Annotated in this window: 13 protein-coding genes; 4 read left to right on the top strand and 9 right to left on the bottom strand. The window is 70.2% G+C overall.

Going from position 1 to position 14,566, the window contains the following annotated elements:
• Positions 1–19: 19 nt before the first annotated feature.
• Genes FHU35_RS10315 through FHU35_RS10305 form a run of 3 tightly spaced genes read left to right on the top strand, consistent with a single transcriptional unit; the run spans position 20 to position 3,338 of the window.
• Positions 20–1,591: a flavin-containing monooxygenase gene (locus FHU35_RS10315; RefSeq protein ID WP_145738283.1), complete on the top strand. Its 1,572-nt coding sequence runs from the start codon at positions 20–22 to the stop codon at positions 1,589–1,591.
• Positions 1,588–2,496, top strand: coding sequence for an alpha/beta fold hydrolase (locus FHU35_RS10310; protein ID WP_145738282.1), 909 nt, complete (start codon positions 1,588–1,590; stop codon positions 2,494–2,496). Before FHU35_RS10315 ends, FHU35_RS10310 begins: the two co-directional genes overlap by 4 nt.
• Entirely contained in the window at positions 2,493–3,338 is an 846-nt protein-coding gene (locus FHU35_RS10305; RefSeq protein WP_145738281.1) for an SDR family NAD(P)-dependent oxidoreductase, read from the top strand. Before FHU35_RS10310 ends, FHU35_RS10305 begins: the two co-directional genes overlap by 4 nt.
• On the opposite strand, the gene FHU35_RS10300 is transcribed toward FHU35_RS10305, so the two are convergent.
• The 8 genes from FHU35_RS10300 to FHU35_RS10270 form a co-directional block, all read right to left on the bottom strand.
• On the bottom strand, positions 3,268–4,395 hold the full coding sequence (locus FHU35_RS10300; protein ID WP_145738280.1) for an NAD/NADP octopine/nopaline dehydrogenase family protein: 1,128 nt from the start codon (positions 4,393–4,395) through the stop codon (positions 3,268–3,270). The genes FHU35_RS10305 and FHU35_RS10300 overlap by 71 nt on opposite strands.
• 198 nt (positions 4,396–4,593) lie before the next feature.
• Entirely contained in the window at positions 4,594–5,814 is a 1,221-nt protein-coding gene (locus FHU35_RS10295) for an IS30 family transposase (RefSeq protein ID WP_186459227.1), read from the bottom strand.
• 103 nt (positions 5,815–5,917) lie between these two features.
• Positions 5,918–7,138 (bottom strand): acyl-CoA dehydrogenase family protein, encoded by a 1,221-nt coding sequence (locus FHU35_RS10290; RefSeq protein ID WP_145738279.1) that lies wholly within the window; start codon positions 7,136–7,138, stop codon positions 5,918–5,920.
• A gap of 40 nt (positions 7,139–7,178) precedes the next feature.
• Positions 7,179–8,303 (bottom strand): dimethylsulfone monooxygenase SfnG, encoded by a 1,125-nt coding sequence (sfnG, locus tag FHU35_RS10285; protein WP_145738278.1) that lies wholly within the window; start codon positions 8,301–8,303, stop codon positions 7,179–7,181.
• 105 nt (positions 8,304–8,408) lie between these two features.
• Positions 8,409–9,047, bottom strand: coding sequence for a 3,4-dihydroxy-2-butanone-4-phosphate synthase (locus FHU35_RS10280; protein WP_145738277.1), 639 nt, complete (start codon positions 9,045–9,047; stop codon positions 8,409–8,411).
• A 21-nt stretch (positions 9,048–9,068) separates the two neighbouring features.
• Positions 9,069–10,280 (bottom strand): SfnB family sulfur acquisition oxidoreductase, encoded by a 1,212-nt coding sequence (locus FHU35_RS10275; protein WP_145738276.1) that lies wholly within the window; start codon positions 10,278–10,280, stop codon positions 9,069–9,071.
• 106 nt (positions 10,281–10,386) lie between these two features.
• Complete coding sequence (locus FHU35_RS30400; RefSeq protein ID WP_425474135.1) at positions 10,387–10,467, bottom strand: putative leader peptide; 81 nt, start codon at positions 10,465–10,467, stop codon at positions 10,387–10,389.
• 108 nt (positions 10,468–10,575) lie between these two features.
• Positions 10,576–11,559 carry a YeiH family protein gene (locus FHU35_RS10270; protein WP_145739861.1) on the bottom strand — a complete coding sequence of 328 codons (984 nt, stop codon included), beginning with the start codon at positions 11,557–11,559 and terminating at the stop codon, positions 10,576–10,578.
• Between the two features lie 115 nt (positions 11,560–11,674).
• On the opposite strand from FHU35_RS10270, the gene FHU35_RS10265 reads away from it, so the two are divergent.
• Positions 11,675–12,574 (top strand): LysR family transcriptional regulator, encoded by a 900-nt coding sequence (locus tag FHU35_RS10265; protein WP_145738275.1) that lies wholly within the window; start codon positions 11,675–11,677, stop codon positions 12,572–12,574.
• Here the strand turns inward: FHU35_RS10265 and pabB are convergent.
• Positions 12,509–14,551, bottom strand: coding sequence for an aminodeoxychorismate synthase component I (gene pabB / locus FHU35_RS10260; RefSeq protein WP_145738274.1), 2,043 nt, complete (start codon positions 14,549–14,551; stop codon positions 12,509–12,511). The genes FHU35_RS10265 and pabB overlap by 66 nt on opposite strands.
• Positions 14,552–14,566: the final 15 nt, after the last annotated feature.

The following is a 14,566-nucleotide window of genomic DNA, read 5'->3' as shown; positions in this document are numbered from 1 at the left end:
CAGCGCATGATGCTGGTGCATGTCGCTGTGGCGCAACTCCGCCGTCGACGGGCATGCTGCGGAGAACAGCAGTCGGCAGGCGGGGAGCATCACCGTGACCACCACCGAAACCCCGGTCGAGCACCTCGACGTCCTGGTCGTCGGGGCCGGCATCTCCGGTATCGGCGCAGGCCGCTACCTCAAGACCTCCCACCCGGCGAAGTCCTTCGCCATCCTGGAGGCGCGCGCCGCTTCCGGCGGGACGTGGGACCTCTTCCGGTACCCGGGCATCCGCTCCGACTCCGACCTGCACACCTTCGGCTACGAGTTCAAGCCGTGGCGGGACGAGGAGTCGATCGCCTCGGCGCCGCGCATCCTGCACTACCTGCGCGAGACCATCGCCGAGAACGACCTCGAAGCCCACATCCGCTTCCAGCACAAGGTCGTGGGCGCGCAGTGGTCGTCGGAGCAGGCGCGCTGGCGGGTCGACGTCGAGAACCCGGACACCGGTGCGCGCCACCAGCTCAGCGCCCGCTGGATCTTCAGCGCGGGAGGCTACTACCGCTACGACGAGGGCTTCACCCCGCACTTCGAGGGCAGGGAGCGCTTCGGCGGCCCGATCGTCCACCCGCAGCACTGGCCGGAGGACCTGGACCACGCGGGCAAGAAGGTGCTGGTGATCGGCAGCGGCGCGACGGCCGTGACCATCGTCCCCGCGATGGCCGACACCGCATCGCACGTGACGATGCTGCAGCGCACGCCGACCTACGTCATGCCGGTCCCGAAGAAGGACGCCGTCGCCAACATCGCGGGCAAGCTGTTCGGCCCCGAACGCGGCTACGCGATCGCGCGGCGCAAGAACATCCTGCAGCAGCGGCTGATCTGGAGCTTCTGCCAGCGCTTCCCGAAGGCAGCGCGCAAGCTGATCCGCTACGTCAACATCAAGGCGCTGCCCGAGGGCTATCCGGTCGACACGCACTTCAACCCGCCCTACGACCCGTGGGACCAGCGCCTGTGCGCGGTCCCCGACGGCGACCTGTTCAAGGTGATCCGGCGGGGCGACGCCTCGGTGGTGACCGACCAGATCGAGACCTTCACCGAGCGGGGCGTGCGGCTGGCCTCCGGCGCTGAGCTCGAGGCGGACATCATCATCACCGCCACCGGACTCAACGTTCAGCCCTTCGGCGGCGTGCCCCTGGTGGTCGACGGCCAGCCGGTGCACCTGCCGGACACGATCGCCTACAAGGGCATGATGCTCTCCGGTGTGCCGAACCTGGCCTTCGCGATCGGGTACACGAACTCGTCGTGGACCTTGAAGATCGGGTTGCTGTGCGAGCACTTCTGCCGCCTGCTGACCCACATGGACCGCTACGGGCTGGACGTCTGCCGCCCGGTCCCGAACGATCCGGAGATGCCCCAGCGGCCGTTCCTGGACTTCGGCGCCGGTTACATCCAGCGCGCGGTGGACCAGCTGCCCAAGCAGGGCGACCGGATGCCGTGGCTGACCTCGCTGAGCTACCACTCCGACGTCAAGCTGCTGCGGGCGGACGACGTCACCGATCCCGAACTGCGGTTCTCCCGCGTCAACGCCCGAGTGGAGGTGGCCAGGTGAGCGAGGACCGGTTCGTCGACCTGCCCGCAGGACCCCGGATCTGCTACCGCCTCGACGGTCCGGCCGACGGCACTCCGCTGGTGCTGATCGCTGGGCTGGGGCTGGATCTGACGTCGTGGCCGCAGCGCCTGGTCGACGGGTTCACCGAACGCGGTTTCCAGGTGGTGCGCCTGGACAACCGCGATGCCGGCTGCTCGTCGCGCATCGACGCGCCCCCGCCCGGCAGGCTGCGCCAGCTGTTCGCCCGACCCCGGCCGGACACCTACGACCTCGGTGACATGGCGGCCGACACCGTCGGGTTGCTCGACCACCTCGGGCTCAAGCGGGTCGAGCTGGTGGGGATGTCGATGGGCGGCATGATCGCCCAGACGATCGCCGCCCGGCACCCCGATCGCACCGGGTCGCTGACCTCGATCTTCTCCACCACGGGAGGCCGCCAGGTCGGCCAGCCCGCACGATCGACGCTGGTGCGGATGGCCAAGGGCCCGACCCACACGGTCGAGGCCTCCGTCGAGCGGCACCTGTGGATGCTGCGGCACATCGGGTCGGCGTCGTTCCCGCCGGACGACGACCTGGAGCGCGCCTGGGCGGCCGGCCTGTGGGAGCGCGGCGGCGGTGCCCGCGCGAAGGAGGGCAGGCCCCGACAGATCGGCGCGATCCACGCCAGCGGCGACCGCACGGCCGAGCTGCGGCGGATCACCGCGCCGACCCTGGTCGTCCACGGTTCCACCGACCGCATGGTCCACGTCAGCGGTGGCCGCGCGACCGCCGCGGCGATCCCGGGCGCGCACTACGTCGAGATCGACGGCATGGGGCATCACATCGCGCCCGACCTGATCGACCGGTTGGTGACGATGACCAGCGAGCACATCCGCACGTCGGCGGAGGAGGGATCGACTCGATGAGCGAGGTCCGTGGCAAGGTCGCCGTCGTCACCGGTGCCGGTTCCGGAATCGGGCGCGCGGTGGCCTTCGAGCTGTGCCGCAGGGGCGCCCGGCTCGCGGTGTCCGATGTGGACGAATCCGGACTCGCCGACACCGTCGCCCGGCTCGAAGCTCTTGGTGCGGAACCGCACTCGGCGCGGCTGGACGTCAGCGACCGGCAAGCGGTGCAGTCCTACGCGGCGTCGGTGGCATCGCACTTCGGCGTCGTGCACCAGGTCTACAACAACGCGGGCATCGCGGCGGGCGGGACGGTCGCCGACAACGATTGGGAGACCTACGAGCGGGTGCTCGGGGTCAACCTGTTCGGCGTGATCCACGGCAGCAAGGCGTTCCTGCCGCACCTGATCGCCTCCGGTGACGGTCACGTGGTGAACGTGTCCAGCCTCAACGGCATCATGGGCCAGCCGCGCAGCACCGCCTACTGCGCCAGCAAGTTCGGCGTCCGCGGGTTCACCGAGAGCCTGCGCGGCGAGATGCTGCTGGCCGGGCACCCGGTGCGGGTGACGGTGGTGCACCCCGGCGGGGTGCGCACCAACATCGCCTCCGCGGGCCTGCAGGACGCGCGGGAGCGCGGCGCGGTCAGCGCCGAGGAGGAGGCGCGGGTGCGCACCTACAACGAGAAGCTGCTGAAGATGCCGCCGCAGCAGGCCGCCCGCATCGTCGTCGACGGCGTCGAGGCCGGGGAGGAGCGGGTGCTCGTCGGCAACGACGCGAAGCTGGTGGATCTGATGGTCAGACTGCTGCCACGGCTCTACCCCGCGCTGGCGGCGAAGTTCGAGCGTCGCCGCTTCTCGCAGGTGTGAGCAGCCGGCGGATCTCCTGGTGGTCCAGGTCCGCCCAGCCGAGCCGTTCCAGGGTCCTTCCGCTGCGGCGGAAGGACTTCCCGGACAAGGTGGACATGACGGTGATGATCGAGCCGACCATCGGCGTGTCGATCCCCGCCTTGGCGGCGAGCGCTTCCAGCGGGACCAGCGTGGAGGCGATGTCCTCGTGCAGGAACCGGTGGTCCAGCGATTCGGGCGCGAGGATGGCCTTGTACGGCTCGGCGCTGCGCATCGCCGCCAGCAGGCTCGTGGTCGTGCAGCCGTAGTAGCGGTCGAGGACTTCGGGCATCGGCATCAGCTCGGCACCGTAGGCGGCGGCGACCTCGCGGAACTCCTGCTCGACCTCGCGCAGCAGCGCGACGGTGCGGTCGGAGACGCCGTCGAGGTAGAACAGCAGCTCCTCGCCGCGGTCGATGGTGCCGAGGTTGGCCAGCGCGATCGGAGCGTGAGCGACGGCACCGAAGTCGGTGAGTCCTCTGTGGACAAGGTTGGTGGCGGACTCCAGCCACGGGAACCACTCCCGGATCACCGGAGCCCTGCGTTCGACCGCACCGGGCGTGGCGCCGGAGACCAGGTTCCACCGCTTCGTGCCGAGGACCCGCACGCCGTCATCCCCGTCGGGGCGGGCGGCGAACAGCGCGTCGGTCTCCACCACGTCCACCTCCGGCGCCCCTCCCCTGCGGAGGTGCGCGGCGAATTCGGCACTGCCGCAGAGCTTTCCCGAGAACAGCACGACGACGTGCTCTTCGTCGAGGTGCGCGGCCAGCGAGTCCGCGATGTCCGGGTAAGCGGTGGTGATCGCGGCGACCACCACGATCCGGCAGCGCCGGGCGAGCTCGGCAGGATCCGAGGCGACCTGCGCGACCGGGAACCGGCCGACCAGCTCACCGGTGGCCCGCAGCTCGCCCGTATCCCGAACTCCCGCCACTCGCTCGGGGTTTCGCGTGCACAACCGCACCCGATGCCCCTGGGAAGCCAGGTACGCGGTGACGGCCAGCCCTTCGCCGCCCGCCCCGAGCACGCCGATCTCGTCCACCACCGCACTCCCTCTCCTGATCGAGTTCACGCTCCAGTTGTCGGAGGCGCGGCGCGAGCAGTTCCCGCACGGCCTATGACCTGTCCCACACCGCTTCCTCGCCGTCGCGGAACACGGCGCGAGCGGGTGACTTCCCGGGCATGTCCCAGTTTTAGTCCAAACTGAGTGGACATTTCGGGCACCGAAGGTCCGGCGGTTTCAACCGGTGGTTGCAACTTGGTTTGGTGTGGACAGTAGTTGGTGGAGTGCTTCGGCGGGGGTGCGCCAGGCGAGTGTTTTGCGGGGGCGGCCGTTGAGTTCGGTGGCGACGTCGGCGAGGTGTTCGGGGCTGTGCCGGGAGAGGTCGGTGCCTTTGGGGAAGTACTGGCGGAGCAGGCCGTTGGTGTTTTCGTTGGTGCCGCGTTGCCAGGGGCTGTGGGGGTCGCAGAAGTAGATATCGAGGTCTGTGGCCAGGGTGATGTCGGTGTGCCTGGCCATTTCGCTGCCCTGGTCCCAGGTCAGAGACCTGCGCAAGTGGGTGGGCAGGGTGTGGATGGCGGTGATCATCTGGTTTTTGACGTGCTCAGCGTCCTTGCCTTCGGGCAGGTGTAGCAGCATGCAGAACCGGGTGGAGCGCTCAACCAGGGTGCCGATCACCGAGCCGTTGTCCTGACCGGCGATCAGGTCGCCTTCCCAATGTCCGGGCACCGCGCGGTCGGTGGCCTCCGCGGGCCGCTCGGAAATACTGATCATGTCGGGGATGCGGCCGACGCGTTCCCGCCGGGCATCGGGCATCCGCCGTGGCCGGCGCAACGCCCGGCCGGTCCGCAGACACGTGGCCAACTCCCGGCGCAATGCGCCCCTGCCCTGCACATACAGAGACTGATAGATCGACTCGTGCGACACCCGCTTCTCCGGTCGGTCGGGAAACTCCTCGGCGAGCCTGGCACTGATCTGTTCCGGAGACCAACACTGCCGCAGCCGCTGCTGAACGTGGTCGCGTAACTCGGTGTCGGCAGCCAGTTTCGCGGTCTTCGGACGCCGCGCACGCCGCTGACTCGCGCTCTGGGCGGTACTGGCCCGATACCCACGCTCACCAGTGGTGTTGCGGTCCAGCTCACGACCGATCGTGGACCGATGCCGCCCCAACCGGCGAGCGATCTCGGCCCGGCTATGCCCCTGCGCACGCAGGACGGCAATCTCCTCCCGCTCGGCACACGACAAAAACCGACCCGAACACTCACCCACACCATTACCCACCACCCCGCCAGCCTGGGTGAACCACCGCTTACCCGACGTCAACGACACACCCGCCACAGCACTGGCCGCCCCCAACGACAACCCACCACGCACCCCAGCCCAAAACACCACCCGCACCTCACGCGGCTCCACCGGACGACCCACCAGCGCACACTCCCTACAACACAACAGGAGTTGCAACGACCGCTTGAACCCGCGTCCTCGGTTTGGACTAAAACTGGGAATCGGTGCGGTGAGGGAGGGTGGTGGCCCACCGGGGGCCACCACCGCTGCTCGGGGTCGGTCAGGTGTACCAGGTGGGTTCGGGGATCTCACCGAGGAGGGCGTAGCGGCCCACCTCCACCCGCTTGTAGGCCACCGGGTCGTGCAGGCTGTGGGTGCGCAGGTTCCGCCAGTAGATGTCCAGGCCCACCGAGTTCGACGACGCGCGAGCGCCGGTCAGCTCGAACACCCGGTTCGCGATCTCCAGGCCGACGTCGATGACCCGCTGCTTGGCGGCCGCGATGCGCACGGCCACGTCACCGCGCTGCTGCTCGGTGAGGGCTTCGCGCTCCGCGTGCAGGACCGCCGAGATCTCCTCTCCCGCCTTGTCCACCAGGGCTTCCGCCGCCCACAGCTTTGCCTGCAGGTCGCCGTACCCGTCCAGGAGGTAGAACTCCTCACCGGCGGAGTCCTTGTTGTCGCCGCCGTAGGGCCAGGCGCGGGTGTGGCCGGCGGTGTAGGAGAGTCCCGCGTCCAGGGCCCCCTGGGCGATCCCGAGGTAGAAGTTGGTGAACACCAGCTGGATCGCGGGCACGTTGAGCGTGTTGTAGGTCAGCGGCTGGAACTCCTTGTCCACGAATCCCGCCGCCGATTCCCACGGCACGCGGACGCCGTTGATCTCCACGCTGCCGGACTCGGTGAGCCGCTGGCCGAGGTTGTTCCAGTCGTCGCCGTAGACGATGGCGTCCTGCTGCGAGGGCACGATCGCGAAGATGTGCGTGTCGGTGCCCTCCAGCACGCCTTCCAGCACCGTCAGGTCCGACACCTTGCCGCCGGTGGAGAACGACTTGCGACCCCGGTACACGAGGGCGTCCCCCTCGTCGGTGATGACCAGATCCTCATCGCGCGGGTTCACCGCTCCGCCGAAGAAGAACTCGTTGCTGGTGTAGAGCCTTTCGACCTCGGTGATCTGCTCCGGGGTCGCCACGAGCCTCGCGGCCCAGGCCCACAGGTAGTGGTACCCGAGCAGCTGGCCGATCGATCCGTCGCCCTTGGCGACCTCGCGGATCACCCGGTAGGCCGTCTGCCACGTCTCGCCCGCACCGCCGTGCTCACGGGGCCCGAGGAGCGTCACCAGCCCGGATTCCTTGAGCAGGCGCACCTCCTCGTGCGGTGTCTCGTTGGCGCGGTCACGCGCGACCGCGGTCTGGGCGAGCACTTCGGCGACCTCGCGGGCGCGCTGCAACCATCCCTGGGCGGTGTCGGGCCGATCGGTGAACCGGCGCTGTTCGGTTGTGGTCACGGTTGTCTCCCTCTCTCGGTGTTGCGCGAATTGCCCGGTCTCAGCGGGCGTTGCCGACACCGATGGGGTCACCGGTGCGGTCGAGGTCGGCTTCGAGTTCGCGGACGATCGGCAGGATCTTCTTGCCGAAGTGCTCGACGTCCTCGAGGTAGTGCAGGAACCCGAGCAGCAGCAGGTCGGCTCCGCGCTTCTTGTACTCGACGATCCGGTGAGCGATCTGCTCGGGCGTTCCGATCAGGCCGGTGCGGAAGCCGTCGTTGTACTGGACGAGGTCGGCGAACTCGGAGTCCGCCCACATGCCCTTGCCGTCGGAGGTGGCGTTGCCGGCCTGCTGCACGGATTTCCGGAACCCCTCGACGGCGCCGACGTCGGCCTTGTCGACGATCTCGCGCAGCACGTCGCGCGCCTCGGCCTCGGTGTCGCGGGCGATGACGAAGCCGTTGAGCCCGAAGCGCACGGCGTGGTCGTTCTCGGCGGCGAAGCCCCGGACGTCCGCCACCTGCTCCGAAAAGCCGTCGAAGTCCTTGCCGTTGCTGAAGTACCAGTCCGACACCCGTCCCGCGAGCTTGCGCGCGGCGGTGGAGTTCCCGCCCTGGAAGATCTCCGGGTGCGGACGCCCGGGCACGTCGAACGGCTGCGGGCGGAGGCTGAAGTCGTGGATCTGGTAGAAGTCGCCGGGGAATTCGAAGTTCGGCTCGGTCCACAGCCCGCGCAGGACGCGGATGAACTCCTCGGTCCGGCGGTACCGCTCGTCGTGCTCGAGCCAGGGCTCGCCGAGGCCGGTGAACTCGTCCTTGAACCAGCCGCTGACGATGTTCACCGCGAACCGGCCGCCGGAGATGATGTCGGCGGTGATGCCGAACTTCGCGAGGATCGCCGGGTGCCACAGACCCGGGTGGGCGGCGACGATGAGTTTCAGCCGTTCGGTGGCGGTGAGCAGACCGAGGCTGAACGCCGCCGGGTCGTGCTGCTGCGCGGCACCGTAGGAGGAGGCGTAGCGCACCTGGCTCAGGGCGTACTCGAACCCGCTGTTCTCGGCGAGCACGGCGAGCTTCCTGTTGTAGTCGTAGGTGAACTCGGTGCGCTGTTCGATGCTGCTGGTGACGAGTCCCCCGCTGACGTTGGGGACCCAGTAGGCGAACTTCAGCGGTGCGTTGTCGGACATGCGAATTGCTCCAATGCGAGCGGAATCGGACAGGCGGAATCGACGCACGTGCACCACGTGCGCTAGGAGGGATGTCCCGCTACGAGCGGGCTTCTCGGGGGCGGGTCAGCTACCCGGCCGGGCGCCGACGCCGGTGAGGCCGTCGTGCCGTCCACCGGCCGTGTCCACCACAGCAGCGGCGGAGACGGCCGTGAGCCCGTGGTCGACGGCGAAGGCGCGCAGCTCCTCCCCCGTGGCCATCCGGGTCTCGTCGACGGGGCTGACCAGGTGGGCGAAGACGGCTGCGGGGGCGTGCCCGGACGAGGTGACCAGGCGCAGCGCCACCTGCGCGAGGCTCGGTACCGGGTGCTGCAGGTCGACCGCGACGGGCACCAGGTGCCCGGGGCGTGTCAGGTCCGCGGCCACGGCGTCGCGATCGGCGAGCACCCGCGCGGCGCGGGCGCGATCGGCGGCCGAGATGCCGGTGCTCACACCGACGCTCGCGTCCACCGTCACGCACACCGTGGCCCCGGTGTCTCGGTGAGCACGCGGCAACATGGGGGGCAGGGCGAGGGCGTCGCAGCGCTCCTCCGGCAGAGCCACGCACAGGAATCCCGACGAGTGCCGCACGGCGAACGCGGTGTTGGACACGTCCGCGCGTCCCGCCGCGAAGACGACACCTCCTTCGTCACCGGCGCCGTGCACGACGACGGCCTCTCCTGCGGCGACGGCCGACAGTGCGACGTCCTGCTCTTCGATCAGCATGGGGTTCCTCGTTTCCTCTGATCAGATCTGGCCGTGACGCGGCGGCAAGGTGCCGTTGAGGGTGTAGCGGCCGACGTGGTGGACCTTCCAGCGGACCGGATCGTGCAGGGTGTGGGTCCGGGCGTTGCGCCAATGGCGGTGCAGGTTCGCCGAATCGAGGCTGGAACGCGCTCCGGAGACCTCGAACAGGGCGTTGGTCAGCTCGATGGCGGTGCCGTCGGCGAACGCCTTCGCGGCGGCCACGGCGATGGAAGCGGCCCCCGCGGATTCGTCGGTCAGGTCCGCGCGGGCTGCGTCGATCGCCGCGCCCGCCTCGTCCAGCAGGGCTTCAGCCGCGCGCAGCCGGATGCCCAGGTCGCCGAATCGCTGGATGGTCAGCGGATCCTCAGCCGCGGTGTCCACGCCCGCCTCGCCCCACGGCCGGCTGCGGGTGCGCACGAATTCGGCGGCCTCGTCCAACGCTCCCGCCGCGATGCCGACGTCGATGGCCGCGTGCAGGGCTTGGGCGAGCGCGCCGTGCAGCTGCGGGCGCTCGAAGGTCAAGTGGTGCGGGACGATCCGGTCCGCAGGCACCCGCACCCGGTCGAGCACGACGGTGCCGCTGGCGGTGGTCCGCTGGCCCATCCCCGCCCAGTCGTCGATCACCTCGACGCCCTCGGCGTCGCGCGGCACGTAGGCGACCTGGAGCCGGTCCTCGTCATCCTTGGCCAGCATTGGGATCCAGTGCGCCAGCAGAGCGCCGGTGGAGTAGCCCTTCCGGCCGTTGAGCACGAAGTCGCCTTCACCGGTGTCCTGCAGCCGGGTCTGGACGTCCTGCACCGTGCGGCTCCCGGTTTCGGACTGCGCGTTGCCGAACCGCTTGCCCGCCAGGAGTTCCGCGAAGAAGAACTGCTCCTGCTCGGGAGTCGCGCTCTCGCGCAGCACGTTGACGTAGGCGAAGTGGCTCTGCGGGATCTGCGCGATGCTGGGATCGGCGCTGGCCAGGAGCCGGAACACCTCCAGCAGCGTGCGGGTCGTGATGTCAGCACCACCGTGAGCGGCGGGAACGGTGGCCGCGAGCAGGCCGCTGGCCGACAGCTCGTCGAGCTCGGCGTGCGGGATCCGGCGGTCCCGGTCGCGGTCGGCGGCTTCCACCGCGAAGGACGCGGCCAACCGGCGGGCCTGCGCGAGCGCTTCGGCGTCGTCGCGCAGGACGGCGGCCACCGAGGTGGACGTGGTTGAAGTCGTTGCCATCTGGTGCTCCTCGAACCTGGGCAGCGAAAGACGGCGCGTGGCAGCACGAGACGAACGCGGCTGCGCCGAATGAGGTGGGAGAGAGAAAGAAGAAGAACGCTGACGTTCAGCGGACGCGACACGCCTGCGCGGCCACGCGAACGAGGTCGACGTGGCGGCGCTTGGTCAGCAGATCCGCGATGAGCACGAGCTCATGCCATCAGCGCCCGAGACGGGTGTCAACAGCTGGAGCCGGCATCCCACCCTGCGGACGACGTCAGAACCCGCTCCCCCCGTTCCCGGTGCGCGGAACTCCTCAGCTCAGCAGCGTCATGGTCGTGGTGGCCAGCGCGGTGACCAGGATCGTCGAGCAGGTGCCCAGCGCGAAGGCGCGCGGCCCGGTGCGCATCAGCGCGGCCACGCGCACCGTCGTGCCCAGCGCGAAGAGCGCGGCGGTCAGCAGCAGCGTGGCGACCGGCTTGGCGAGGTCGAGCACGAAATCGGGCAGCTGCCCGCTGCTGCGCAGGGCGACGGTCACGAGGAACCCGACCACGAACAGCGGCATGATCGGCGGACGCAGCGCGCTGTCGTCCCGCCGCCGGAGCAGGCTGACGGCGGTCACCAGCGGTGCCAGCAGAACGACGCGGCTGAGCTTGACCACGACCGCGACAGCCACCGCGGAAGCGCCCAGCGGAGACGCCGCGGCCACCACCTGGGCCACCTCGTGCACCCCCGCACCCGCGATGCGGCCGGCGAGGTCACCGCCGACGCCGGTCTGGGAGAAGGTCACCGGCAGCGCGATCATCGCGATGGTCCCGAACACCGTCACCATCGCCACGCTGGTGGCCACGTCCTCGTCCTCCCGGTCCACGACCCCCTCGACCGCGGCCACCGCGGACGCCCCGCAGATCGAGAACCCCGTCGCCACCAGCAACGACAAGCCCTTCGACACCCCCAGGAGCTTTCCCAGCCACAGGGTTCCCGCGAAGGTCGCGATCACCGTGATCAGCACGGCCAGCACCGTGCCCGCACCCAGCCCGAGGATCTGACCGGCGCTCAGCTGCAGCCCGAGCAGCACCACACCCGCGCGCAGCGGCGTGCGCGCCACCCACGCCAGGCCGGGCCGGACCCGTTCGGGCAAGCGCGGGAGGTTCCCGACCACGACGCCCAGCGCCACCGCGATGGTCAACGCGCTCAGCGCCGGAACCTGCGACGACACCGCCATCGCCACCGCGACGGCGGTCGCGGCGAGCGCGAGTCCCGGTGCGAGGCGAGCGTCGACGCCGGTCAGGATCCTCATGCCGATCAGGCTCGCCGACCCCACCGCGACTCGGTAGCCGTCACCCACGAGGGTCGTCATAGCCGAATGGAATGCCCATCGCCCAGCGGAGCCGCTCAGGACCTACGCTTCAGGCATGACCGCACCTGACTCCGAATCGCTGCGCCTGCTGGTGCTGGTGAGCGAGCTGGGCAGCATCGGAGCGGCGGCAGCCGAGCTGCACATCAGCCAGCCCTCGGCGAGCAAGCGCCTGAACCGGCTAGAACGGCAGCTCGGCCTGTCCTTGCTGGAGCGCACCCGGCAGGGCTGCGCACCCACGCCCGCCGGGGAGATGGTGTGCGGCTGGGCGCGAGAGGTCCTCGCGCACGTGGACGGCCTGATGAACGGCGTGCGGGCGTTGCGGGCCCAGCACGAGTCAAAGCTGCGGGTGTCGGCGAGCATGACCGTCGCCGAGTACCTGGTGCCGCGCTGGATCAGCCTGCTGCGGCAAGCGCTGCCCGAGGTCCACCTGGAGCTCGACGTCACCAACTCGGCGGCGGTGGCCGACGCGGTCCGGCACGGGCACGCCGACCTCGGCTTCATCGAGACGCCCGACCCGCCCGAGGGCGTCTCGACTCGCTACGTCGCCCGGGACCGCATGGTCGTCATCGCCCCGCCCGGACATCCCTGGTCCCGCCTGCGGCGACCGCTGACGCCCAGCGAACTGGCCGCGACCCCGGTGATCGTGCGCGAGCACGGCTCCGGCACGCGGGAAACGCTGCACCGGGCGCTGGCCGCCGTCGGTGCCACCGCGGTCGCACCCCTGCTGGAGCTGCGCTCCACGACGGCCGTGCGCAACGCGGTGGTCGCGGGCGCCGGCCCCGCGGTGCTCAGCACCCTCGCGGTGGCGACCGACCTCGCCGAGAACCGGCTGGTGGAGGTCCCGGTCGCGGAACTGGACCTGCGCCGCCCGCTGCACGCCGTGTGGCGCTCAGGCCTCCAGCTCACCGGGCCCGCCGCCGCGCTGCTGGCCACCGCCATGCGCGCTCCCGACTGACCAGCGCAGCGCCCGCGTCGGCGCGGCGGCCTTGAGCAGCATCTCGTCGAACTCGGCTGCCGGATCGGAGTCCAGCACGATCGCGCCACCGGCACCGACCTGCCAACGCCCGTCGGCCAGGACCATGGTGCGGATGACGATGTTGAGGTCCGCAACGCCCGAGCAGCCCAGGTATCCGATCGCGCCGGAGTAGACGCCGCGCGCCCGATCCTCGATGGCCGAGATGATCTCCAGCGTGCGGGGTTTGGGCGCCCCGGTCATGGAACCGCCGGGGAAGCAGGCGCGCACGCAGTCGATCACGTCCTGCTCCGGCCGCAGGACTCCGCGGATCGTCGACACCAGCTGGTGCACCGTCTCGTACGTCTCCACCGCCATCAGCTCGGGCACGTGGACCGTGTCCACCGCGCACACCCTGCCGAGGTCGTTGCGCATCAGGTCGACGATCATCAGGTTCTCGGCCCGCGTCTTGGCGTCCGCGGCGAGCTCCCGCCGGATGCGGGCGTCCTGTTCGGCGTCCTGCCCGCGCGCGGCCGTGCCCTTGATCGGCTTGGCCTCCACCACCCGGTCCGGGGTGACCTTGAGGAAGCGCTCCGGCGAGGAGCACGCCACCTCGACACCACCGGCGCGCAGGAAAGCCGAGTAGGGCGCGGGGTTCCGGCGCCGCAAGCGGCGATAGGTCCGCAGCGCGGGTTCGGTGGCGGGCAGGTCCGCCGAGTTGGTCAGGCAGATCTCGTAGCTCTCGCCCGCCAGCAGATGTCGTTGGCAGGTCAGCACGTCGCGTTCGTACTCGGCGCGGTCGCGGGCCAGCGCGGGTTCGACGCAGCCCTCCCCCGCCTCACCCGGGTCGCCGAGCCGGGGAGCGCGGGACAGCCGAGCGGCGGTGTCGGCGAGCCAGTCGACCGCGGCCGAGCGGTCCGCCCCCTCGCTGAGTGCCACCAGGTAGGTGCGCTGCTCCTGGTGGTCTACGGCGAGGAAGCGATCGGCGAAGATCCACGCCGCGTCCGGGCTCGGCGATCGGTGCCGGTTCGGCGATCCGCAGTCGGCCTTGAGCTCGTACCCGAAGTACCCGACGTAGCCCCCGGTGAAGTCGAACGGCAGCGGAGGCGCCTCGATCTCCCGGCGTCGCAGTTCCCGCTGCAACCGGTCCAGCACCGGCTCATCACCGGAACCCACCCGGTAGACGAGGGTTTCGCTGAGCGGTCCTGAATCATCGCCCAGGAAGGAGAACCTCGACAGGCCGTCTTCGACCTTCGAGCTGTCGAGCCAGAACGCGTTGGCGGACTCGGAGAACAGCTGCGCGAAGGCAGATTCCGCGTCGACCTCGGCGCCCAGCTCCACCACGTTGGCCCGGAACCGGCGCTTCGCAGGCGCGGCCGACGACCTGGGCAGCACCGGAGCGGGTTTCCGCCCGGTGCTCAGATCGCGGAAGTTCGCCAGCAGCCGCTCGCCGTGCTCGGACTCGACGGACTCGGGGTGGAACTGCACGCCCCAGCGCGGCAACCGCTCGTGCCGCAACGCCATCACCACGCCGTCCTCAGACCTGGCCGTGACCAGCAGGTCCTCCGGAACCGGCTCGGCGACGCACAACGAGTGGTAGCGCACGGCCCCGAACTCCGCCGGAATTCCGGCGAACATCGCATCACCGTCGTGGGTGACGCGAGTCAGATGACCGTGCCGCGCTGCCGGGGCGGGCACGATGCGCCCGCCCTCGCTCACCGCGAGACCCTGGTGCCCCAGGCACACGCCCAGCACCGGAACGGTGGCCGCGGCCAGGACGCCGGCGGAGATGCCGAAGTCCCGCGACCGCTCCGGGGTGCCGGGCCCCGGCGAGATGACGATGTTGTCGTAATCGTCGAGATCGACGGTCTCCGCCGTGTCGTTGGTGACCACGTGGGGTTCGCACCCGTTGACCCGGGCCAGCAGGTGGAACAGGTTGTAGGTGTAGGAGTCGTGGTTGTCCACCAGCAGCGTGCGCACGACTCCCCCTTCCCC

The organism is Saccharopolyspora dendranthemae (assembly GCF_007829955.1).
Lineage (GTDB): Bacteria > Actinomycetota > Actinomycetes > Mycobacteriales > Pseudonocardiaceae > Saccharopolyspora > Saccharopolyspora dendranthemae.
The sequence above is the reverse complement of the archived record's forward strand: the minus strand, read 5'-3'. Positions and strand labels throughout refer to the sequence as shown.